This is a genomic window from Chromobacterium indicum (assembly GCF_039708975.1).
In the GTDB taxonomy this organism is placed as follows: domain Bacteria; phylum Pseudomonadota; class Gammaproteobacteria; order Burkholderiales; family Chromobacteriaceae; genus Chromobacterium; species Chromobacterium piscinae.
In genome coordinates this window covers 136927-160286 of the sequence record NZ_JAYFSJ010000011.1, presented here as the reverse complement: position 1 = coordinate 160286, position 23360 = coordinate 136927, and the positions used below count along the sequence as shown (strand labels likewise).

Sequence of the window (23360 nt, the reverse complement as noted above, 5' to 3'; positions counted from 1 at the left end):
CCCGCCGCAAACAAAAAGCCGCCCCTGCGGGCGGCTTTTCTGCATCCGGGCGAGCCGGCTGATTACTTGGCATACACCGGGAAGCGGTGGCACAGCGCGGTGGCCTTCTCCGCGATGCGGGCGATCAGCGCGTCGTCGTTCGGGTTGTCCAGCACGTCGGCGACCATATTGGCCACTTCGATGGCCTCGGCTTCCTTGAAGCCGCGGGTGGTGATGGCCGGAGAGCCGATGCGCACGCCGGAGGTGACGAACGGGGTTTCCGGGTCGTTCGGGATCGAGTTCTTGTTGACCGTGATGTGGGCGCGGCCCAGCAGCGCGTCGGCTTGCTTGCCGGTCAGGCCCTTGGGACGCAGGTCGACCAGGAACACGTGGCTCTCGGTGCGGCCGGACACGATGCGCAGACCGCGCTCGGCCAGGGTCTTGGCCATGATGGCGGCGTTCTTCAGCACCTGCTGCTGGTATTCCTTGAACTCCGGCTGCAGCGCTTCCTTGAAGGCCACGGCCTTGGCGGCGATCACGTGCTCCAGCGGGCCGCCTTGCAGCGTCGGGAACACATTGCTGTTGATGCTCTTCTCGAACTCGGCCTTGGCCAGAATGATGCCGCCGCGCGGACCGCGCAGGGTCTTGTGGGTGGTCGAGGTGACGAAGTCGGCGTGCGGCACCGGGTTCGGGTACAGACCCGCGGCCACCAGGCCGGCATAGTGAGCCATGTCCACCATGAAGTAAGCGCCGACCTTCTTGGCGATCTGGCCCATGCGCTCGAAGTCGAAGCGCAAGGCGTAAGCGGACGCGCCGCCGATGATCAGCTTCGGCTTGGTTTCCATCGCCACGCGCTCCATGTCGTCGTAGTCGATTTCTTCCTTGTCGTTCAAACCGTAGGCGACGATGTTGAACATCTTGCCGGACAGGTTGGCCGGGGAGCCGTGGGTCAGGTGGCCGCCGTGGCCGAGGTTCATGCCCATCACGGTGTCGCCCGGCTTCAGGATGGAGAAGTACACCGCCTGGTTGGCCTGGGAGCCGGAGTGCGGCTGCACGTTGGCGTATTCGGCGCCGAACAGCTGCTTGACGCGGTCGATGGCCAGTTGCTCAACGACGTCCACATGCTCGCAACCGCCGTAGAAGCGCTTGCCCGGATAGCCTTCGGCGTACTTGTTGGTCAGCTGGGAGCCTTGGGCTTCCATGACGGCCGGGCTGGTGTAGTTTTCCGAGGCGATCAGCTCGATGTGATCTTCCTGGCGTTGGCATTCAGCCGCGATGGCGGCGGCGAGTTCTGGGTCGAATTTGGCGATCGTCTGGTCAGCAGCGAACATCTTTGACTCATCCATCAAAGGGTTAACGATCCGGGCATTCTACACGAAATGCCTCGCGCGAAACCTTAACGTGAAGCAAGCTCGCCCAGGCTGCGCCGCGCCCCTCACACCGCCCAGCAGGAACAGCCCAAGGCGCCGAAAAAGCCCTTGGCGTCCGACACCGGCAGCTCCGCGCCCCAGGCCCGCGCATGCTGGTGGCCATGCAGGCCGCAGGCGCTGGCGCAGCCGCAAGCGGCCGCCGCCTGGCGATGAAGCGAATGGCGGCCGGCGCCTTGCGGATCGCCCCAGGCGGCGTAGCCCTTGAAGGTCCGCGCCGGCGACCAGTCCGGCATCGCCGGCGGCAGGGGATTATCGTCCAGCTCGGCGAAGCCGCCCGCGGCGTAGACGATGCGGCCGCCCACCATGGTCAGCTCGGACACCAGGAAAGAGACGTCGTCCTCCGGGCAGGCGAAGAAATCCCGGTCAGGCACGACCAGATCTGCCAGCTGGCCCGCTTCGATGCGCCCGCGCCCGCCCTCCTCGTTGGTGAACCAGGCGACGTTCTCGGTCCACATCCGCAGCGCGGTTTCGCGATCCAGGCAGTTGCGCTGCGGATAGAGCCGCATGCCGCCGACGGTCTTGCCGGTGATCATCCACGCCAGCGACACCCAGGGATTGTAAGAAGCGACGCGGGTGGCGTCGGTGCCGGCCGACACCTTCAAGCCCTTGTCCAGCATGCGGGCGATGGGCGGCGTCGCCTCGGCCGCCGCCGCGCCGTAACGCTCGACGAAATACTCGCCCTGGTAAGCCATCCGGTGCTGCACCGCGATGCCGCCGCCCAGCGCGGCGATGCGGTCCATCGAACGTTCGGAAATGGTCTCGGCGTGGTCGAAGAACCAGTTCAGCCCTTGCAGGGGAATGTCGCGGTCCACTTTCTCGAACACGTCCAGCGCGCGGGAGATGGTTTCGTCGTAGGTGGCGTGCAAGCGCCATGGCCAGCGGTTCTGCGCCAGGATGCGCACCACCTCTTCCAGCTCGCCCTCCATCTCCGGCGGCATATCGGGCCGCGGCTGGCGGAAATCCTCGAAATCGGCGGCGGAAAACACCAGCATCTCGCCGGCGCCGTTGTGGCGGAAATAATCGTCGCCCTGCTTGTAGCGGACGCTGCCGGTCCAGGCGAGGAAATCCTCTTTTTCGTCCTTGGGTTTCTGGGTAAACAGATTGTAGGCCAGCCGCACCGTCATCTGCCCGGCGTCGGCCAGCTGCTGGATCACCGCGTAATCGTCCGGGTAATTCTGGAAGCCGCCGCCGGCATCGATGACGCCGGTCACGCCCAGGCGGTTCAATTCGCGCATGAAGTGGCGGGTAGAGTTCAGCTGGTAATCGAACGGCAGCTTGGGGCCCTTGGCCAGCGTCGCGTACAGGATGGCGGCGTTGGGCTTGGCCAGCAGCAGGCCGGTGGGATTGCCATTGCCGTCGCGGACGATCTCCCCGCCCGGCGGCGCAGGCGTGTCGCGGCCGTAGCCGACGGTGCGCAGCGCGGCGCCGTTGAGCAGAGCGCGATCGTACAGATGCAGCAGGAAAACCGGCGTGTCCGGCGCGATGGCGTTGATCTCGTCCAGCGTGGGCAGGCGCTTCTCGACGAACTGGTGCTCGGTGAAGCCGCCCACCACCCGTACCCATTGCGGCGCGGGCGTGACGGCCACCTGCCGCCGCAGCATGTCCATCGCGTCGGCCAGCGAGCGCACGCCGTCCCAGCGCAGCTCCATATTGAAGTTGAGCCCGCCGCGCACCAGATGGGTGTGGTTGTCGATCAGGCCGGGCAGCGCGCGGCGTCCCTTGAGATCGACAACGCGGGTGGCCGGACCGGCCAGCGCCATGATCTCATGGTCCTCCCCCACCGCGAGGAAGCGGCCGTCCTTGACGGCGACTGCGCCGGCCAGCGGCTTGCGCCTGTCCAGCGTGGCGATGCGGCCATTGCGCAAAATCACATCGGCGGTAGCCATGATGGTTTCTCCCGGAATATTGGCCGCCGCCGGAAAGCGCCTGCTGCCGGCGGCGGCGCGGCGATCAGCCTTCGTGGCCGCCGAACATGGTTTTGGCGTAGCGGATGCCCAGGCCGTAGCCGCCGCCCAGCTTAGCGGCGATGCCGGTGGTCAGCTCATAGGTGTCGGCGCGCGCCCAGTCGCGCTGCAGCTCCAGCAGGTATTGCAGCGAGGTGATGGGCCGCGCGCCGGCCTGCACCATGCGCTGCATCGCGCGCTCGTGCGCCTCGGCCGAGATATCGCCGCAGGCATCGGCGATCACATAGACCTCGAAACCCTGATCCAGCGCGGACAAGGCCGGGCCGACGATGCAGACGCTGGTCCACAGGCCGGCCAGCACGATGCGGCCCTTGCCGATCTGATTGACGCGGGCGATCACCGCGGCGTCTTCCCAGGTGTTCATCGACGTGCGGTCCAGCATGCGCAAGTCCGGAAACGGCGCGGTCACCTCATCGAACATCGGGCCGGAGAAGCTTTTCTCCGCCACGGTGGTCAGGATGGTGGACACGCCGAATCCGGCGGCGGCGCTGGCGACCAGGCCGGCGTTGTTGCGCAGCGTCGGCATATCGATGGAATGGGTGGCGAAGGCCATCTGCGACTGGTAGTCGATCATGATCAGCGTGTGGTCGCGCGGGGCCAGCAGCAAGGGGCTGGGCACGGCGGTTGCGGTCGGTTTCATCACGGTTTCTCCATTGTAAATATGCTGGCGGCCGGTTAACTGGATGGGCGTCAGTGGGGGCCGCCGCCCCGCTGCTCGCCAAGCATGTCATTCCCGGGTGTCCACCAGGATCAGTTCGGCGTCTTCGCCGGCCTCCACTCGGACCACGTCCTCGTCGCGGATGGCCGCGCCGTCGCCTGCCCGCAGCGCCACGCCGTTCACCCGGGCCGAGCCGGCCGACAGCACCAGATAGCCGCTGCGGCCCGCGCCCAGCCGATAATCAGCGCTTTCGCCAGCCTTCAGCGTGGCCCCCAGCACCCGGGCGTCGGCCCGTATCGGCAAGGCGCCGTCATCGCCGGCCATACCGCTGGCCAGCGCGACGAAGGCGCCGGAGCGGTCGGCCTTGGGAAAAGGCTTGCTGCCCCAGGACGGCTCGCCGCCGCGGCTGTCCGGGTAGATCCAAATCTGGAAGATGCGGGTGGCGATCGGCTCCAGGTTGTATTCGGAATGGACGATGCCGCTGCCGGCGCTCATCACCTGCACGTCGCCGGCCTCGGTGCGGCCGCGGTTGCCCAGATTGTCCTCGTGGCTGATCGCGCCTTCGCGGACATAGGTGATGATTTCCATATCGGCGTGCGGATGCGGGGCGAAACCGCCGCCGGCGGCGATGGTGTCGTCGTTCCACACCCGCAGCGCGCCCCAGTGCATGCGCGCCGGGTCGCGGTAGTCGGCGAAGGAGAAATGGTGCTTGGCGTCGAGCCAGCCGTGGCGGGCGGCGCCCAGGCTGGCGTGGGGACGGTGTTCGATCATGGCGTGCTCCTGCGATGGCGGAAGAATGATGTAGCCACTATAAACAGCCGATATCAGGATTAAAATGGAATAGATTGAATAGCATCATTTCTATTTTCATCATGATCAATGCGCCATCCTGGCAGTTGACTGATAGACTTCGGCATCCATCCCAATTCTTTCCGGCATAGAACATGAAACGACTCCCCGATCTGGAAGCCTGGGCCATCTTCGCCAAAGTGGCCGAGTGCGGCTCCTTCGCCCGCGCGGCCGAGGAGCTCGCGTTGTCGCAGGCCACCGTGTCCAAGGCGGTGACGCGGCTGGAGGCGCGGATCAAGGCCACGCTGCTGCACCGCACCTCCCGCCGGCTGTCGCTGACGGCGGCCGGCGACGCCGCGCTGGAGCGGGCTGCGCGCATCCTGGCCGAAGGCGAGGCGGTGGAGGCCGATGTCGCCGAGCAGTCCGGCAGCCTGCGCGGAACGGTGCGCGTCGCCGCGCCGATGTCCTTCGGCATCTCCCACCTGTCGCCCCTGCTGCCGGAATTCATGGCCCGCCACCCCGAGGTGGAGTTGGATTTTCATTTCAGCGACGAACAGGTGGACCTGGTGGCGAACCGGATGGACCTGGCCTTGCGCATCGCCTCGCCGGCCGATTCCAGCCTGCTGGCCAGACGCCTGTGCGCGGTGCGCATCCTGCTGGTGGGCGCGCCCTCGTATTTCGAACGCCACGGCCGGCCGGTCCATCCGAGCCAACTGACCGGGCACCGCGCCTTGCGCTACAGCAACGCGCCAAACCGCCATTGGCGCTTCCGCCATCCGCAAGAAGGAGAGTTCGCGCTGGACATGCCGACGGCGCTGAGCGTCAACAACGCGGAAGCGCTGGCGCCGGCGCTGCGGGCGGGGCTGGGACTGGCCTTGCAGCCGGAATTTCTGGCCTGGGAAGACTTGCAAGCGGGGCGGCTGGAGGCGGCGATGCCGGGCTGGGAGGTCGACCCCATCGCGCTGTACATCCTGACGCCGCCGGGACGCGGACGGCCGGCGCGCGTGCAGGCGCTGATCGACTATCTGGCGGGAAAGCTAGCCGGCGCGCCCTGGGTGCGGAGGGAGGACGCCGCCGGCTGACAGGCAAAACAAAGCCCCGCGCCAGGCGGGGCTGATATTGCGAGGCTGCCGCCTTACAGATCGTCGGCGGTGAAGAACAGCGGGACGCCGTCGCGGCTTTCCGGCTGCAGCTCCGGCAGCACATGCACATCGCGCACATGGCATTCGCGCATCAGTTCGCGGAAGTTCTCTTCGATCAGCTTGACGTTGTCCAGCGACGCCAGCGGCCAGACGAAGCCTTCCCAATTGCGATCGTCGCCCTTGGCCGACAAGGTGAAATGCAGCTCGCCGTTGTCGTGGGCGGACAGGATGGCCACCGGCTCCTTGTCCAGCTCCCGCAGGCGGCGGATCTGGCTGCTGGCAAACACCTGCAGCGCCACTTCGAAACGGGCGAAATTGCCGGCCACCAGCGCCTGCATCGCCGGCAGCGGCGGACGGGCGATCGGGAACAGCGTCACGCCGTCGGTTTTCAGTTGCTCGCCGAGAAACTTCATCACCGGCATGCCCCAGGCGCCGACCGAGCCGCCCAGCTTCACCGGCGGCTCCGCGCCGTCGCGCAGAATCGCCGCTCCCAGCAGATAGCGCAGGAACACGCCCTCCTCTTTCACCGTGATCGGCGCCGGCTGATTCGGCAAGCTGGCGCGCGCATCCGCACCCTGGCGCGACATCTCGTACAGCTTGACGGCGTCGAGCCCGGTCAGGCTGTCCGGGTGCAGCAGCGCGCCGCCCAGCGCGGCGTCGCCGTCGGCGAACACGCCGTGCCGGCGCAACAGATCGTTCAGGCCGTCGATATCGGCGATTTCAGCCGGCAGCGTCGCCTGCTCGCGGCTGCCCGCCACCAGCACCAGCGGCAGCGCGAACAGCGCGACATTGGCGCTCCCGCCCTCCACGGTCTGGCGCAGCGCATCCCATACCACCTGGTAGCAGGCCTGCGACGGCACCATCGCCAGCGCGACGGAGATGGACAGCAGCTCGCGGCGCTGCAGCATTTCGTCCATCGCGCCCGCCAGCCCTTGGCGCCACATCTCGCGGTCGTCCGCGCTCGGCGCGTCCAGCACCGACTGGGCGTGATGGATCAGGCGGTTGGTCAGGGAAACCTGCGGGTGGTACTGGCGCGGATCGGGAAGAATATGGCGGACGGCGTCCATGGTGCTGACATCCTGCAACTATCGAAAACGCCTATTGTGGCACAGCCGCCACGTTCTTGCGCGGAGGGAAACGCGACATGCCAACGGGCTGAAGCAATGGAAAATCAGGCATTCCAGCAGGCAATGTATCAAGGCGCGACAAAAACTTACATTTCTCGACATTTTCGAAAACGCACATGTTGACACTCGGTACCGCAATCCGGATAATCCGTTCTCGTTGAGATGCAGCAATTGCTTCTTGATAGTTTCTCCTCTATTTCTCCTTTGTAGACTTGGCGCGGGCCGTAAGGCACCGCGCATTTTTTTTGCCTGCTCGTCACACAAACACCCCCGAAAATATTAAAAATCATTGCGATACGGACATTCCGTCACAATGAAACCACCTGGATCACCGCGCTCCCGCAGCCTGTCATCCAAGCGGCGATGCTTCTTTTCCATCAATGCTCAGCAGTCCATCAAAATGCCATTGGTGTACAATTGAAAATATATCAATTCCATATGCATTTAACAGATATTTCATTTTCGAAACAAAACGAATCTTCAACGGACAGTATTGTTCGGTTTTTCACGAAGTGAACCGAGCAAGCTGGGTGAAAGGCATGGGGAGGAATACCAGAACGGACCGCGCGCGGCTTGACGAGTTCCCAACTGTCAGACAGCGCAGGCGTATGCTAACAGGATCGCGCTGCGGCATTATGACAATAATCAATACCCAATAACTTTCCCCCCCCCCCCCCCCCCCCTCCCAGACTGGCGTCGCCATCCAGCGGCCCGGGAACCGCCATCCTTGCCGCGCGGTCTCAACCCTTCCCTTCGCCCAAACCTTTCCACATGCCGATACACAGCCTCCATCTCGCCGGGTTTCGCTCGATACGCAAGCTGACGCTTGAACTGGACTCGCTCAATGTCGTCGTCGGCCCCAATGGTTGCGGCAAATCGAATCTGTACAAGGCCATCCAGCTGCTGCACGCGGCGGCGGAGGGCCGGCTGTCCGCCGCGCTGGCCCAGGAAGGGGGCGCGCAGAAGGCGATGTGGGCCGGCGGCGCCCGACGCGGCGACAAGGCGCGCGCGCCGAAGAGGATGATCCTGTCCGCCCGCCTGGACGACTACGACTATGAACTGCAGCTGGGTTATCCGGAACCCAGTCTCAGCCTGTTCTCGCTGGACCCGCTGGTGAAGGAGGAAAGCCTGTGGCTGGCCGGGCACGGCCGGCGGCCTTCCACCCTGCTGCTGGAGCGCCGCAACCAGGCCGCCTTTCTATGCGGCGTGGAGGGCGAGCGCAACAGCTATCCCGCCAGCCTGCGCGCCGAGGAATCCATCTTCGGCCAGTTGGCCGAGCCCCACCGCTACCCGGAACTGTCGCAACTGCGCGAAACCCTGCGGAACTGGCGCTTCTACCACGAATTCGCCGTCTGGCCCGGCTCGCCGCTGCGCGCGCCCCAGGTCGGCATACGCTCGCCGGTGCTGGCGCACGACGGCGCCAATCTGGCCGCCGCGTTCCAGACCATCGTCGAGATCGGCGACCGCGAGCTGCTGGACAGCATGCTGGCGGATGCCTTCCCCGACTGCCGCTTTCTGGTGGACGCGCAGCAGGGGCGCTTCCAGATGCTGATGCAGCGCGACGGCCTGCTGAGGCCGCTGGAGGCCGCCGAATTGTCCGACGGCACCTTGCGCTTTCTGTGCCTGGCCGTGGCGCTGCTCAGCCCGCGGCCGCCCGCCTTCATGGCGCTGAACGAGCCGGAAAACAGCCTGCATCCGGCGCTGCTGCCGGCGCTGGCGCGGCTGATCGCCGAAGCCAGCCGCCACAGCCAGCTGTGGGTGACCAGCCACTCGCCGGAGTTGGCGGAACGCATCCGCCGCCATCGTCCGCTGAAAACCTTTCAGCTCACCCAGCAGGACGGCGAAACCCAGCTGCTGGACGACTGATCCTCCCCCTCCCCAAGCCGCCGCAAGGCGGCTTTTTTGCATGCTCTTTTTGGCTAAATTCGCCGATTTTCGCCCATATGCCAATCCAGTAACGCGATATGCGGGGAACTCCGGCCATAACGTCAAGGTCCTACCCCTGTCTTGTTTATTTTATTGAACACTATGTATAAAAAATTCTTCTCCCCTTTAATGGTTGCTTGGCTGATCCTGATGGCGGCCATCGTCTGTGAAATCGTCGGCACCTCGTTCATGGCGATAGCCGCCCGCAGCGGCGGCTATCTGGGTTATCTCTGGATGTCGTTGGCGCTGGCCCTGTCTTATTACTTGTTGTCCCTCGCCCTGCGCGCGATCTCGGTCGGCGTCGCCTACGCGGTATGGGAAGGTTTGGGCCTGGTCGGCCTGACCGCGGTCAGCGTCTGGCTGTTCGGCGAAAAGCTGGTGCCGCAGGAAGTGCTGGGCCTGGGCCTCGCGCTGCTGGGTCTGGTCTTTGTGACGATGGGCGAAACCCATGATGAGGAGGCCGCGGCATGAAAACCGTATACCTCTTGTTCGTGCTGGCCTCGGCCTTGATTGAAGTGGGCGCCAACCTGATGCTGGAAAAATCCGACGGCTTCCGCCGCCGCGCCTGGGGCATCGGTGCCATCCTGCTGGTGTGGCTGGCCTTTGCCTTGCTGGGCCAAGCGGTGAAGGGCATGGACCTGGCGATCGCCTACGCCTTGTGGGGCTCCATCGGCATTCTCGGCACCGCCATCGGCGGCCGCCTGCTGTACAAGCAAAAACTCAAGCCCATCGGTTGGGCCGGCATCGGCATCGTCGCGGCGGCGGTGGTGACCTTGTCCACCGTCTAAAACAGCCAGGCCCGAAAATTCCACCGTCCCGAACGGGACTGCGGCGAAATTTTCAGGCCCGCCTGGAAACATGAAGGGGAGGCGCTTGGCCTCCCCTTCCTATTAGGTGCGTCGCCCCTTTGGGGTGACGCACCCTACTCCCAACGGCACCCTACCGCGGATTATTGACGTTCGACCTGAGACACGTCGCGCACCGCGCCGGTGTCGGCGCTAGTGGTCATCGCCGCGTAGGCGCGCAAGGCCGGGCTGACAACTCGGTTGCGGCCCAGCGGCTTCCAGGCATCGCGGCCTTTAGCCTCCATCGCCGCGCGGCGGCGCGCCAGCTCCTCGTCCGGCACCGCCAGATGAATCCGGCGATTGGGGATGTCGATCTCCACCGTGTCGCCCTCTTCCGCCAGGCCGATCGCGCCGCCTTCGGCCGCTTCCGGCGAAGCGTGGCCGATGGACAGGCCGGACGTGCCGCCGGAGAAGCGGCCGTCGGTCAGCAAGGCGCAGGCCTTGCCCAGACCCTTGGACTTCAGATAGGAGGTCGGGTACAGCATCTCCTGCATGCCCGGCCCGCCCTTCGGCCCCTCGTAGCGGATGATGACGATGTCGCCGGCGACGATCTGGTCGGCCAGAATGCCCTCCACCGCCGCGTCCTGGCTCTCGAAAATGCGGGCGCGGCCGGTGAACTTGAGGATGGAGTCGTCGACGCCGGCGGTCTTCACGATGCAGCCGCGCTCGGCGATATTGCCGTACAGCACCGCCAGGCCGCCGTCCTGCGAATAGGCGTGTGCCTTGTCGCGGATGCAGCCGTCGGCGCGGTCGTCGTCCAGCGTCGGATAGCGCATGCTCTGGCTGAAGGCGATGGTGGTGGCCGCGCCTCCCGGAGCCGCGCGGTAGAAGCGGCGCGCTTCGCTGTCCTCCGCCTGGCGCATCACATCCCAGGCCTCCAGTCCTTCGCCCAGCGTTCTGCTGTGCACGGTGGGCACGTCGCGATGGATCAGGCCGGCGCGGTCCAGCTCCGCCAGGATCGCCACCACGCCGCCGGCGCGGTGCACGTCCTCCATGTGGTATTTCTGCGTCGCCGGCGCCACCTTGGACAGGCAGGGCACGCCGCGGCTGATGCGGTCGATGTCGGCCATCTTGAAATCGACGCCCGCCTCGCTGGCGGCGGCCAGCAGGTGCAGCACGGTATTGGTGGAGCCGCCCATCGCCACGTCCAGGCTCATCGCGTTCTCGAACGCCTCCTTGGTGGCGATGCCGCGCGGCAGGATGGAATAATCCTCGCCCTCGTAGTGGCGCTTGGCCAGTTCCACGATCAGGCGGCCAGCCTTGAGGAACAGCTCTTTCCGGTCGGCGTGGGTGGCCACCAGACTGCCGTTGCCGGGCAGGGACAGGCCCAGCGCCTCGGTCAGACAGTTCATCGAGTTGGCGGTGAACATGCCGGAGCAGGAGCCGCAGGTGGGACAGGCGGAGCGCTCGACGCGGTCGACGTCTTCGTCGGACACCGCGCTGTTGGCGGCCTCCACCATCGCGTCCACCAGGTCCAGCTTGCGCACTTCGTTGCCCCACTGCACCTTGCCGGCCTCCATCGGCCCGCCGGAGACGAACACCACCGGGATATTGAGCCGCATCGCCGCCATCAGCATGCCGGGGGTGATCTTGTCGCAGTTGGAGATGCACACTAGCGCGTCGGCGCAGTGGGCGTTGACCATGTATTCCACGCTGTCGGCGATCAGATCGCGGGAAGGCAGGCTGTACAGCATGCCGCCGTGGCCCATGGCGATGCCGTCGTCGATGGCGATGGTGTTGAATTCCTTGGCCACGCCGCCGGCTTTTTCAATCTCGCGCGCCACCAACTGGCCCATGTTCTGCAGGTGCACGTGGCCGGGCACGAACTGGGTGAAGGAGTTGGCGATGGCGATGATGGGTTTGCCGAAGTCGGCGTCGGTCATTCCGGTGGCGCGCCACAGCGCGCGGGCACCCGCCATATTGCGGCCGGCGGTGGAAGTGCGGGAGCGGTATTGAGGCATGATGCATCCTTAATCTGTAAACAAAACCGGTCGCTATTCCGTCACGCCAGCAGGGTAAGCTGGCGGCGGCTGGTCCGCGGGTGCCGGGTGGACCAACCAGGGTGCCGAATCGCCGCGGGTGAGCGGCGCGACGGCGGGGAACGCTTTCCGTATAATCTCGTCACATTTCTTTTACCGCAAACGCACATCACTGACAAATGCTGATTCATCCTCAGTTCGATCCGGTGGCCATCCACCTGGGCCCGCTGGCCGTTCATTGGTACGGCCTGATGTACCTGCTGGGCTTCGCCCTGTTCCTCACCATGGGCAAGTACCGCCTGAAAAACGGCAACGACGTGCTTACCGTGCCCCAGCTGGACGACATGCTGATGTACGGCGCGGTCGGCGTGGTGGTCGGCGGCCGCCTGGGCGAGGTGCTGTTCTACCAGCCCGGCTACTATTTCAGCCATCCGCTGGAAATCTTCATGGTGTGGAAAGGCGGCATGTCCTTCCACGGCGGCTTCCTCGGCGTGCTGATCGCGGTGGCGATCTACGGCCGCAAGGTGGGCCGCGGCTTCTGGCAGCTGACCGACTTCGTCGCGCCGCTGGTGCCGCTGGGCCTGGCGGCCGGCCGCGTCGGCAACTTCATCAACGGCGAGCTGTGGGGCCGCGTGGCCAGCCCGGACCTGCCGTGGGCGATGCTGTTCCCGCAGGCGCGCATGGAAGACATCGCCGAGGCGCAGCAATCGGCCGATCTGATGAACATGCTGATGCAGTACGGCGGCCTGCTGCGCCACCCGTCGCAGCTGTACGAGTTCGCGCTGGAAGGCATCGTGCTGTTCGGCGCGCTGTGGATCTACAGCGCCAAGCCGCGCGCCACCGGCAAGGTGTCGGCGCTGTTCCTGATCGGCTACGGCCTGGCCCGCTTCATCAGCGAGTACTTCCGCAATCCGGACGCCGGCATTTTCGGCAAATCGGACGTGATCAGCATGGGCCAGTGGCTGAGCCTGCCGATGATCGTCATCGGCGTCGCGCTGTTTGCCTTCTTCAGCCGGCGCAAGCAAGGCTGAGCGGCTCCAACGCGAAAGGCCGGGACATCCCGGCCTTTTTTGCGTCCTGAAAACGGAAGACACTGGCTTTAAAACAAATTACGGAATATATAACTAATTTTTTATAATTTCTGGATATTAATTGATTCGGGTAAGATGGCGGCAATCCGCTTCACATCGGCACACAACCATACAAGGCTCGCCATGAAAAAGACCATCGCCGTCGCACTCGCCGTTGTCCTGACCTCCACCGCCGCCCTGGCCGACCGCCTGGACGACATCAAGAAAGCCGGCGTGCTGCGCGTCGCCGCCTTCGACAGCAACCCGCCGTTCGGCTTCCTGGACGCCAAGACCCGCCAGATCTCCGGCCTGGACGTGGACGTGGCCCAGCACATCGCCAAGAAGCTGGGCGTGAAGCTGCAACTGGTCCCGACCAACCCGGCCAACCGCGTGCCGCTGTTGGTGTCCGGCAAGGCCGACATCGTCGCCGCCAACTTCACCGTCACTGACGAGCGCAAGAAGCAGGTGGACTTCAGCCTGCCTTACTTCGCCTCCGGCCAGCAGTTCATCGTCCGCAAGGGCGCGCTGCAGAAGCCGGAACAGCTGGCCGGCCTGCGCGTAGGCGTGGACAAGGGCACCACCCAGGAAGTGTATCTGCGCGAGAAATACCCGAAGACCACCGTCGTCGCCTATGACGACACCCCGCTGGCCTTCACCGCGCTGCGCAACGGCAACGTCCAGGCCATCACCCAGGACGGCTCCAAGCTGGCCGCGCTGTTGGCCAACGCGCCGGACAAGGCCAAGTACGAGCTGGCGCCGTTCACGCTGACCCGCGAATACCAGGCCATCGGCCTGCCCAAGGGCGAGGCGCGGCTGACCAAGCTGGTGAACGAAACGCTGCAGCAGCTGGAGAAGAGCGGCGACGCGGCCAAGATCTACGACCATTGGTTCGGCCCCAAGACCAAGGCGCCGCTGCCGCGCGATTTCAAGATCGGCGACGCGGCCTGATTCCGGCCCGTCCCGCTTCGCAACCGCCGGCATCCCCGGCGGTTTTGCCGTTTCACCGCTGTAGAAAGACACACGCATGACCCCACCCGCCTGGCTCGGCCACAACTGGCTGGAGCCGCATTACCTACTCTGGCTGGGCAAGGGCGCGCTGCTGACCGGCTGGCTGTCGCTGCTGGTCATCGCCGCCGCCAGCCTGCTCGGCATCGCCTTCACCGCGCTGCTGGACGGCGGCCCGCGGCCGCTGCGGCTGGCGACGCGGCTGTTTCTGGAACTGCATCGCAACACGCCGCTGATGGTGCAGCTGCTGCTGTGGTATTTCGGCGTGTCCGGCCTGCTGCCGGACGAGGCGAAAATCTGGCTGAACACCCCGCGCGCGCTGGCCTTGCCGTTCGATCTGGCCCTGCCCTGGCCGTCGTTCGAATTCCTGGCAGCCTTCACCGCGCTGACGCTGTACAGCGCCGCCTTCATCAGCGGCGAGCTGCAAGCCGGGCTGAACGCGGTGCCCAAGGGCCAGCGGCTGGCGGCGCGGGCGCTGGGCATGAGCGGCTGGCAAGTGCTGCGCCTGGTGGTGCTGCCGCAGGCCTGGCAGCTGGTGAAGCGGCCATTGGTCGGCCAGTACACCGCCATCGTCAAGAACACCTCGCTGACCATGGCGATCGGCCTGGCGGAGCTCTCCTACGCCTCGCGCCAGGTGGAGACGGAAACGCTGCTGGCCTTCCAATCCTTCGCCGCCGCCACCGCGCTGTATCTGGTCCTGGTGCTGATCACCCAGTTGCTGGCCCAGCGGCCGGAGCCTGAATGGAGGACGCTGAGATGATTCCGGCGGTAATACAAGACAATCTCGACTACCTGCTGTGGGGCAATCTGTCCGGCGGCGAGCCCGGCGGCCTGCTGCTGACCGCGGCGCTGAGCCTGGCCGCGGCATTGCTGGCCAGCGCGCTGGGACTGGCGCTGGGCATCGTCCAGTTGATGGGCGGACCAACGTTGCGGCGCGGCCTGATGGCCGCCACCGCGGTGCTGCGCGCCATCCCGGTGCTGATGTTGATCTTCTGGTGCTATTTCCTGCTGCCGCTGCTGTTCGGCGTCGACATCCCCGGCCTCGCGACCGTGATCCTGGCGCTGGCGCTGATCCACTCCGCCTATCTGGGCCAGGCGGTGCTGGCCGGCCTGACGGCGGTGGGCCGCGGCCAATGGCACGCTGGGCTGGCGCTGGGCTTCTCCCGCTGGCAGACGCTGCGCTGGCTGATCCTGCCGCAGGCGCTGCGCATCATGCTGCCCTCCTTCGTCAACCAGTGGGTGTCGCTGCTGAAGGACAGCTCGCTGGCCTATATCGTCGGCGTCGCCGAATTCACCTTCGTCGCCACCCAGGTCAACAACCGCGAACAGGTGTATCCGCTGGAAATCTTCAGCGCCATCGCCGTCGGCTACCTGTTGCTGTGCAGCCTGTTGCAGATGCTGGGCCATTGGAGCGCGCGGCGCTGGCGGCCGGCCCGGGCATGAAAAAGGCCCGCGCAGACGCGCGGGCCGGTTGCCGAGCGGTGGGCCGCGCTCAGTCCAGGTGCTTCTTGAAGAACTGTTCCATCGCGCCGTAAGCAGCGAAGCGGTTTTCCTCGTTGTGGAAACCGTGGCCCTCGTTGTCCTTGACGATGTATTCGACGTCCACGCCGCGTTTCTTCAGCGCGTCGACGATCTGGTTGGACTCGTTGATGTTGACGCGCGGGTCCTTGGCGCCTTGCAACACCAGCAGCGGCGACTGGATGCGGTCCACATGGAACACCGGCGAGCGCTCGCGCAGCAGCTCCTTGTCCTTCTCCGGATTGCCCACCATCTCGTACATCGAATCCAGGAACGGCTTCCAGTACGGCGGAATGGTCTTCATGAAGGTGAACAGATTGGACACGCCGACGTAATCCACCGCGCAGCGGTACAGCTCAGGGGTCTTGGTGATGCCGGACAGCGTGGCGTAGCCGCCGTAGCTGCCGCCGTAGATGCACACCTTCTTGGGATCGGCCACGCCTTGCTTGACCAGCCAGTCGACGCCGTCGCTGACGTCGTCCTGCATCTTGCCGCCCCATTCCTTGAACGAGGCTTCCCAGAACTGGCGGCCATAGCCGGTGGAGCCGCGGAAGTTCATCTGCAGCACCGCCCAGCCGCGGCTGGCGAAGAACTGCACTTCCGGATTGAAGCGCCAGCTGTCGCGATACCACGGCCCGCCGTGCGGATTGACGATCACCGGCAGGTCCTTGGCGTCTTCCTTGCCCTTGGGCAGCGTCAGGTAGCCGTTGATGGTCAGGCCGTCGCGGCTGCGGTACTGGATGGGCTTCATGCTGGCCATCTTGTCTTCCGGCAGCCAGGGCGTGATTTCGGCCAGCAGCGTCAGCTTGTCGCTCTTCTTGTCGTACAGATAGCGCTTGCCCTGGGTCTTGTCATTCCAGGCCGCCACCACGAAACGGTCCTCGTTGCGATTGCCTGAGGTGATGTCCACCTGATAGCCCGGGAAATGGGACTGCAGCTTGGCGTATAGTTCGCGGGATTGCGGATCGAAGCACTCGCGGCCCGGCTTGTCGGTCTCGAAGCCGGCGCAAGTGATCACCTTGCGCTTGTGCGAGAAGTCGAGTCCGGAAACATCGACATCCTGGCGCGCGTAGATCTCCTTCGCCTCCTTGCCGGTCTTGGGATCGTACTCGACGATGGCAGCCTTGTCGCGACCCAGGCTGCTGGAAGCATAGAAACGCTGGTTGTCGAAGGTGAAGAACAGCGGCGTGAAGTTCTCGCGGAAATTGGTGGTCATCAGCTTGCGGAATTTGCCGCCGGGCTGGTCGCGGTACAGCACGGTGTTGTTGACGCCGTCGGTCTCGATCGCGATGCGGATATTGCCCTTGTGGTCGGTGATCCAGCTGGCCACCTTGCCCGGGTTTTCCGCCTCCAGCGTCAGCTTGCCGGTTTGCAGGTCGATGCGGTAAACGTCGAATATTTCCGGATTGCGCTTGTTCAGGCTGATCAGCAGCTGCTTGTCGTTGTCGACCAGGCCATCGACGATCTCGGCGCGCACGCCGGGAAACGGCGTCAGATCGCGGGTCTTGCCGCTTTTCAGATCCACGCTGTACAGGTGGAAGTTCTCGTCGCCGGCATTGTCCTTGACGTACACCAGCCTGTCGTTGCCCTTCCAGAAATAACCGGACAGGTCGCGGTCCTTGATCGCGGTGACGCGCTTGTCCGGCTGGCCTGGGCGGCGCACCACGATGTTGCGGCGCGACTCCCACGGCGACAGGAAGGCCACGCTCTTGCCGTCCGGCGACACCGTGAAGTTGCTTTGTTCCGGAAGGCGGAAAAAGTCGCGCAGCGGGATATCCGCCGCCAACGCGGAACCAGACAGCAGCGACGCCAGCAGCACAGTCAGAGTTTTCGTTTTCAACGCGGTTTCTTTCTTGATAGGGACGTGGAATCCGGCCATCGCAGCGGCCCGGCGCCAAGCGCGGTTTCGCGCGGAAAAATGATGGTACTGCCAGGCCGCCCAGCCATCAACATGCAAATGGAATTCAACCTAATTAAAATTTTCATAACAAAAACCACAGCAAGAAAGCAGGAAAAACCTTCGGTTTGACAGCCATCAAGCAGGATGAATCAGGCAATCCGAAACCAACGGCACAAGGCGTAAGCTTGCGCGATCCTCACTCCCGGAGCCTGCCATGCGCCGCCTTCTGCCTTCGCTGACTTTTCTCGCCGCCGTACTGGCCAATCTGCCCGCGGCCGCCGCTCCCGCCGCGCCCGATTACGTCGATCCCAGCCAATTTCTCAAGACCGCCGGCCAGCGCGTGCTGCCGCCCGACATCCCCTGGAATGGCAAAAGCCAGCAGTTCGCCGCAGCCAAAGACGATCCCTGGGCCACGCCGCTAGAAGCCTCCGGCTTCGCCCACACGCCGCCCTATCCGGAAACGCTGGCCTATCTGCAAAAGCTGGCGGCGGCGAAGCCTGACCTGATCCAGCTGACCGAATTGCAAGAAAAAACCGGCGAGGGCCGGCCGTTCATGATGGCGGTGGCGTCCAGCAGCGCCGACAAGTCCGCGGCCGGACTCAAGGCCTCCGGCAAGCCGACGGTCTACATCGAAGCCGGCATCCACCCTGGCGAAGCGAACGGCAAGGACGCCGGCCTGATGCTGCTGCGCGACCTGACCGTCGGCGGCGCGCAGCGCGCCTTGCTGGACAAGGTGAACATTCTGTTCGTTCCCACCGTCAACATCGACGGCGACGTGCGCTATGGCAAATACGGCCGCATCAACCAGAATGGTCCGGACGAGACCGGCTGGCGCGTCAACAGCCGCAACCTCAACCTGAACCGCGACTTCGCCAAACTGGACAGCCCGGAAATCCGCAACGTGGCGCGCGTGCTCGGCCAGTACCAGCCGGACTTCTTCATCGACACCCACAGCACCGACGGCGTCAACTACCGGTACGACGTCACCTACTGCAACAACGGCCAGGGCTGGTCGCCGGCCTCCAGCCGCTGGATGGACCAGGTGATGACGCCCTATGTCTACAGCCAGCTGCGCGCCTACGGCCACGAGCCCAACGTCTGCATCTCGATGAACGACAACGAGGACATCGGCAAGGGCTACTACCCCTACTACAGCGATCTGGCGCGCTTCTCCAACCAGTACGCCGACGTGCGCGGCATCCCCGCCATCCTGGTGGAGCTGCACGCGCTCAAGCCGTACAAGCAGCAGGTGCTGGGCAATTACGCGCTGTACAAGGCCATTCTGGAAAGCGTGGCCGCCAATCGGGATAGCCTGCGCGCCGCCATCGCCGCTGACCGCGCGGCGCGGCCCAAGAACGTGACGCTGACCTGGAAAGCGGCCGACGGCCAGCCGCAGATGGTGGACTTCAAGGGCGTGAAATTCGACAAGGCGCAATCGCCGATCACCGGCGACAAGATCGTGCGCTGGAGCAACCAGCCGCAAGACTACAAGATTCCGATCACGCCGCAATCCGAGCCCGATCTGGTCGTCGCGCGGCCCAAGGCCTACGTGGTGCCGGCGCAATGGCGGGAAGTGATAGAGCGGCTGAAGACGCACGGCATCGCGATGAGCACACTGGACAAGCCGACCGCGTTCGACGTCACCGCCTATCGGCTGGATGAGGTCAAGCTGGGCACGCCGTTCGAGCCGGACCGCGAATCGGCCGACAAGATTCCCGGCTACGAAGGCCGACTGCTGATCAGCGGCAAGCCGGTGGCGATGCCGCGCAAGGTCACTTATCCGGCCGGATCTGTCGTCATCAACCCCGACCAGCCGCTGGGCGCGCTGGCCATGGTGCTGCTGGAGCCGTCCAGCCCGGACTCCTTCCTCAGCTGGGGCTTCTTCAACGCCAACCTGACCTCGGCCGAAGCGCCCGAAGCTTATGTGATGGAGCCAATGGCGCGGCGGATGCTGGCGGAAAGCCCGGAACTGCGCAAAGCCTTCGCCGCCAGGCTCAAGGCCGACCCCAAGTTCGCCAAGGACCGCAACGCCCGCCTCAACTGGTTCTACGAGCGCACGCCCTTCGCCGACAGCAACCGCTATCTCTACCCGGTAGGCGTCATCCGCTGAGGACGCTGCGGCCGCCCGCGGCGGCGGCCGGGTCTACAATGCAGGTACCGGCGGGCGCCTTGCCCGCCGCCGGCGGATAGCGCTACCGGAGACCCTCGATGCAAGGCTACCAACTGTCGTTCTTCACCCAGCAGGGGCATCGCCACCACGGCGTGCCCTTGGCGGAATGGATTTTGCAGGAGGCCCGCCGGCTGGGCATAGGCGGCGCCACGCTGTTCGCCGCCAGCGAGGGCTTCGGCGGCGACCGCCGCATCCACGCCGCCCGCTTCTTCGAGCTGGCCGATCAGCCCGAGGAGGTGACGATGGCGCTCAGCGCGCAGGAGGCCGAGATGTTGCTGGACCGGCTGCGCGGCGAAGGCGTCAAGGTTTTTTATGTGAAGACGCCGGTGGAATACGGCATGCTGGGAGAGAAGTAAGGCCGGACTTCGGCTCAAAATGGCGAAGACCGTCCCGGCCCCTCAGGGAAACGAGACGGTCCGGGCGATTGCGCGGAAAATCAGAATGTCACATCGAAGCCTGCATCCGCGACTGCCGCAGCCAGCTCCTCAGGCGATACCGTTTCAGCGTCGTAAGCCACGCGCGCCTGTTTTTCCTCCAGGCTCACCTGGGCATCGCTGACGCCGGCCATGCCGTTCAGCACGCCGGTCACGCTCTTCACGCAGCCGCCGCAGGTCATGCCGTCTATGTTCAAAACCAGTTCTGCCATGTTCATCTCCATCGTTGGAATAAAAGTTGGTTGAAGCTTCAGCGCCAGCGCCGAAGCAGCAAAGAGTTGGACACCACCGACACCGAGCTGGCCGCCATCGCCGCGCCGGCGATCACCGGGTTCAGCATGCCGGCGGCCGCCAGCGGAATGCCCAGCACGTTGTAAACGAAAGCGAAGGCCAGGTTCTGGCGGATCTTGGCCAGGCTGGCGCGCGACAGGCGGATGGCGTCCACCGCGTGCGCCAGATCGCCGTGCATCAGCGTGATGTCGGCGGCGGCGATGGCCACGTCGGAGCCGGCGCCCATCGCCAGGCTGACGTCGGCCGCGGCCAGCGCCGGCGCGTCGTTGACGCCGTCGCCCAGCATCGCCACCTTGCTGCCCCGCTGTTGCCAGTATTTGACCACATCAGCCTTGTCTTGCGGTTTCATGCCGGCGCGCCACTCTTCGATGCCGGCTTCGGCGGCGATGCTGCGCGCGGTGCTCTCATGATCGCCGGTCAGCATCACCACCTTGACGCCCAACCCGCGCAGCGCGGCGACCGCGCCCTTGGAGCTGCCGCGCAGCGGATCGGCCAAGGCCAGCAGGCCCAGCGGCCGGTCGTCCAGGCTGACCGCCACCACGGTATTGCCCTCCAGCGGCCAGGCGGCCGCCTCTGGCGGCAGAGCCAGGCCGATCCAGGACGGCACGCCCACCTTGACCGTGCCCACGCCTGGCAGCGCGGCCTCGACGCCGTTGCCGACGTCGGCGCGGAAACGCTCGCAAGCCAGCAAGGGCAGCGCCGATTCTTTCGCCCGCTGCAGCAAAGCATGGGCCAGCGGATGCTCGGAGCCGGCCTCGGCGCTGGCCGCCAGCTGGATCAAGCGGTTCTCGTCGCCATCCAGCGCCAACGCATGGCGCAGCGTCGGCCGGCCCTCGGTCAGCGTGCCGGTCTTGTCCACCAGCAGCACATCCACCTTGCCGGCCTGCTCCAGCGCCGCGGCGTTGCGGAACAAGATGCCGCGGCGCGCGCCATTGCCCACGCCCACCATCACCGCAGTCGGCGTGGCCAGGCCCAGCGCGCACGGGCAGGCGATCACCAGCACCGCCACCGCGTGGATCAGGGCCTGCGCCCAGTCGCCGTACAGCCAGCCGGTCAAGACGAAGGTCAGCAGCGCCACCGCGCTGACCGCCGGCACGAAAATGGCCGAAATGCTGTCGGCCAAGCGTTGGATCGGCGCCTTGCTGCCTTGGGCCGCCGCCACCATGCGCACGATCTCGGCCAGCTGGGTATCGCCGCCGACGCCGGTGGCGCGCACCTTGAGCATGCCATCCTGGTTGCGAGTGGCGGCGTAGACCTTGTCGCCGGCCTGCTTGGCCACCGGCCGGCTCTCGCCGGTCAGCATGCTTTCGTCCAGCCAGGCCTGGCCGTCCACCACCTCGCCGTCCACCGGCAGGCTGTCGCCGTGGCGCACCACCACCAAGTCGCCGCGTTGCAGCTTATCCACCGCCACCTCGACCAGCTCGCCGTCGCGCTCGACGCGGGCGGTCTTGGGCGCCAGCTTCACCAGCGCGGCGATCGCCGCCGAGGTCTTGCCCTTGGCCCTCGCCTCCAGCAGCTTGCCCAGCAACACCAGCGTGATCACCGCCGCGCTGGCCTCGAAATACACGTGCTGGTCTTCCAGACCCAGCAGGGTCACAGCGGCCGACAGCAGCCAGGCCATGCTGGTGCCCAGCGCCACCAGCACGTCCATATTGGCGACGCCGCCGCGCAGCGCCTGCCAGGCGCCGCGGTAGAAACGCCAGCCGACGATGAACTGCACCGGCGTCGCCAGCGCCAGCTGCCACATTCTGGGCAGCCAGCCATGGTGGCCGCCGGCGAACATCGCCGCCATTTCCACCATGAAAGGCAGCGTCAGCAGCGCGGAGGCGGCGAACCACGCCAGCTCGCGGCGGTAGCGGGCGGCGGCTTCGGCCTCGCCGCCGCCATCCTCGCGCAGCGAGGGCTCGAAACCGGCCTTGCGCACCGCGTCCAGCACTCGGTCGCGGTCCGTCAATCCAGGCAAGAAATCCACCCGCGCCGACTCGGCGGCGAAATTGACGCTGGCCTCCACGCCCGGCAATCGGCCCAACGCCTTTTCCAGCCGGGCCGCGCAGGCGGCGCAACTCATGCCGCCGATGCCCAGTTCCAGCGTCTGGCGTGGCACGTCGAAGCCGCAGCGGACGATGGCGTCCACCAGTTGCTGCGGCTTGGTTTGATCCGGGTCGTAGCGCAGCTGGGCGCTTTCATTGGCGAAACTGACCGCCGCCTCCACGCCGTCCATGCGGTTCAGCTGCTTCTCGATGCGGGCTGCGCAGGCGGCGCAGCTCATGCCGGCGACCGGCAGCGTCAACAGGGATTGTGTCATCGCATCCTCCTGCCCTTGTTATACCCCCACGGGGTATTAAACGCAAGAGTGGAAAGACCCGCTCCCCCTTTACCCGCGGGCCTGCCCGTGTTAACAAGATGGAAGACGACAACAACAAGGTAGTCCCATGCCCCTGAAACGCTATGGTGCCGACTGCGCATTGCTGGTGGTGGATGTGCAGAACAGTTTCTGTCCGGGCGGCGAGCTGGCCGTACCGGGCGGAGACGAAGTGGTGCCCTTGATCAACCACCTGTCGCTGCTGTTCGAAAACGTGGTGCTGACCCAGGACTGGCATCCGGCCGGGCACGTGTCGTTCGCCTCCAGCCACCCCGGCATGCAGCCCTTCCAGAGCCTCGACCTGCCCTACGGCCCGCAAACGCTGTGGCCGGACCACTGCGTCGCCGGCAGCCGAGGCGCCGACTTCCACCCCGAGCTGGAAACCGAGCACGCCCGGCTGATCGTGCGCAAGGGCGTCCACGCGCAGGTGGACAGTTATTCCGCCTTCGTCGAAGCCGACCGCGCCGCCACCACCGGCCTGGCCGCTTACTTGAACGCGCTGGGGGTGAAAAAGGTATGGCTGGCCGGCCTCGCCACCGATTTCTGCGTGGCCTGGAGCGCCATCGACGCCTGCGCCGCCGGTTTCGAGACCTTCGTGGTGGAGGATGCCTGCCGGGCGATAGACATGGACGGCTCGCTGGCCGAGGCCTGGATGGAAATGCGGCAGGCCGGCGTCAAGCGGCTACGCTCCGACGAGGTGTAAAGCACAATCAGCCGGTGCATTGCCGGCTGATTGACATGATTCGTGATCAGAAATGGTGGTGGATGCCC

At 65.5% G+C, this 23360-nt stretch carries 20 protein-coding genes; 11 read left to right on the top strand and 9 right to left on the bottom strand.

Annotated features, from left to right (window positions below):
• Window positions 1-62 precede the first annotated feature (62 nt).
• From glyA to VA599_RS16310, 4 genes are all read right to left on the bottom strand, one after another.
• Entirely contained in the window at window positions 63-1310 is a 1248-nt protein-coding gene (glyA, locus tag VA599_RS16325) for a serine hydroxymethyltransferase (RefSeq protein WP_046157138.1), read from the bottom strand.
• A gap of 104 nt (window positions 1311-1414) precedes the next feature.
• On the bottom strand, window positions 1415-3295 hold the full coding sequence (locus tag VA599_RS16320; RefSeq protein WP_346789521.1) for an amidohydrolase: 1881 nt from the start codon (window positions 3293-3295) through the stop codon (window positions 1415-1417).
• A 64-nt stretch (window positions 3296-3359) separates the two neighbouring features.
• Window positions 3360-4013, bottom strand: coding sequence for a hydrolase (locus VA599_RS16315; protein ID WP_346789519.1), 654 nt, complete (start codon window positions 4011-4013; stop codon window positions 3360-3362).
• 87 nt (window positions 4014-4100) lie between these two features.
• The gene (locus VA599_RS16310) at window positions 4101-4802 is read right to left on the bottom strand and encodes a pirin family protein (protein WP_346789517.1); all 702 of its coding nucleotides are present in this window, start codon (window positions 4800-4802) and stop codon (window positions 4101-4103) included.
• A gap of 173 nt (window positions 4803-4975) precedes the next feature.
• On the opposite strand from VA599_RS16310, the gene VA599_RS16305 reads away from it, so the two are divergent.
• Window positions 4976-5902 carry a LysR family transcriptional regulator gene (locus VA599_RS16305; protein WP_346789516.1) on the top strand — a complete coding sequence of 309 codons (927 nt, stop codon included), beginning with the start codon at window positions 4976-4978 and terminating at the stop codon, window positions 5900-5902.
• Between the two features lie 53 nt (window positions 5903-5955).
• On the opposite strand, the gene VA599_RS16300 is transcribed toward VA599_RS16305, so the two are convergent.
• Window positions 5956-7029: a hypothetical protein gene (locus VA599_RS16300; RefSeq protein ID WP_346789514.1), complete on the bottom strand. Its 1074-nt coding sequence runs from the start codon at window positions 7027-7029 to the stop codon at window positions 5956-5958.
• An 831-nt stretch (window positions 7030-7860) separates the two neighbouring features.
• Between VA599_RS16300 and VA599_RS16295 the strand changes: the two genes are divergently transcribed.
• From VA599_RS16295 to VA599_RS16285, 3 genes are all read left to right on the top strand, one after another.
• Window positions 7861-8955, top strand: a complete 1095-nt coding sequence (locus VA599_RS16295) for an AAA family ATPase (RefSeq protein ID WP_021476984.1) — start codon at window positions 7861-7863, stop codon at window positions 8953-8955.
• Window positions 8956-9117: 162 nt separating this feature from the next.
• Window positions 9118-9486: an SMR family transporter gene (locus VA599_RS16290; protein ID WP_104946366.1), complete on the top strand. Its 369-nt coding sequence runs from the start codon at window positions 9118-9120 to the stop codon at window positions 9484-9486.
• A complete protein-coding gene (locus VA599_RS16285; RefSeq protein ID WP_021476982.1) occupies window positions 9483-9803 on the top strand; it encodes an SMR family transporter in 321 nt (106 codons plus the stop codon). Before VA599_RS16290 ends, VA599_RS16285 begins: the two co-directional genes overlap by 4 nt.
• 161 nt (window positions 9804-9964) lie before the next feature.
• Here VA599_RS16285 and ilvD read toward each other — a convergent pair whose 3' ends face one another.
• A complete protein-coding gene (ilvD, locus tag VA599_RS16280) occupies window positions 9965-11821 on the bottom strand; it encodes a dihydroxy-acid dehydratase (protein ID WP_346789512.1) in 1857 nt (618 codons plus the stop codon).
• 197 nt (window positions 11822-12018) lie between these two features.
• Here ilvD and lgt point away from each other — a divergent pair, with 197 nt between their 5' ends.
• From lgt to VA599_RS16260, 4 genes are all read left to right on the top strand, one after another.
• Window positions 12019-12870: a prolipoprotein diacylglyceryl transferase gene (lgt, locus tag VA599_RS16275; protein ID WP_104946364.1), complete on the top strand. Its 852-nt coding sequence runs from the start codon at window positions 12019-12021 to the stop codon at window positions 12868-12870.
• Window positions 12871-13053: 183 nt separating this feature from the next.
• Window positions 13054-13857, top strand: coding sequence for an ABC transporter substrate-binding protein (locus VA599_RS16270; RefSeq protein WP_346789511.1), 804 nt, complete (start codon window positions 13054-13056; stop codon window positions 13855-13857).
• 76 nt (window positions 13858-13933) lie between these two features.
• Window positions 13934-14674, top strand: coding sequence for an amino acid ABC transporter permease (locus tag VA599_RS16265; RefSeq protein ID WP_221667679.1), 741 nt, complete (start codon window positions 13934-13936; stop codon window positions 14672-14674).
• Complete coding sequence (locus VA599_RS16260) at window positions 14656-15357, top strand: amino acid ABC transporter permease (RefSeq protein WP_346789509.1); 702 nt, start codon at window positions 14656-14658, stop codon at window positions 15355-15357. The genes VA599_RS16265 and VA599_RS16260 overlap by 19 nt, the downstream gene beginning before the upstream one ends.
• Window positions 15358-15406: 49 nt before the next feature.
• On the opposite strand, the gene VA599_RS16255 is transcribed toward VA599_RS16260, so the two are convergent.
• Entirely contained in the window at window positions 15407-17272 is a 1866-nt protein-coding gene (locus tag VA599_RS16255; protein WP_346789508.1) for a S9 family peptidase, read from the bottom strand.
• A 274-nt stretch (window positions 17273-17546) separates the two neighbouring features.
• Here VA599_RS16255 and VA599_RS16250 point away from each other — a divergent pair, with 274 nt between their 5' ends.
• Together VA599_RS16250 and VA599_RS16245 are read left to right on the top strand one after the other, a co-directional pair.
• Entirely contained in the window at window positions 17547-19442 is a 1896-nt protein-coding gene (locus VA599_RS16250) for a M14 family metallopeptidase (protein ID WP_346789507.1), read from the top strand.
• A 98-nt stretch (window positions 19443-19540) separates the two neighbouring features.
• Entirely contained in the window at window positions 19541-19858 is a 318-nt protein-coding gene (locus VA599_RS16245; protein ID WP_021476974.1) for a DUF190 domain-containing protein, read from the top strand.
• 80 nt (window positions 19859-19938) lie between these two features.
• Here the strand turns inward: VA599_RS16245 and VA599_RS16240 are convergent, their stop codons facing one another.
• Window positions 19939-20148, bottom strand: a complete 210-nt coding sequence (locus VA599_RS16240) for a heavy-metal-associated domain-containing protein (protein WP_021476973.1) — start codon at window positions 20146-20148, stop codon at window positions 19939-19941.
• Between the two features lie 38 nt (window positions 20149-20186).
• On the bottom strand, window positions 20187-22532 hold the full coding sequence (locus VA599_RS16235) for a heavy metal translocating P-type ATPase (RefSeq protein ID WP_346789505.1): 2346 nt from the start codon (window positions 22530-22532) through the stop codon (window positions 20187-20189).
• Between the two features lie 127 nt (window positions 22533-22659).
• Between VA599_RS16235 and pncA the strand changes: the two genes are divergently transcribed.
• On the top strand, window positions 22660-23292 hold the full coding sequence (pncA, locus tag VA599_RS16230) for a bifunctional nicotinamidase/pyrazinamidase (RefSeq protein WP_346789503.1): 633 nt from the start codon (window positions 22660-22662) through the stop codon (window positions 23290-23292).
• The last annotated feature ends 68 nt before the right edge of the window (window positions 23293-23360 follow it).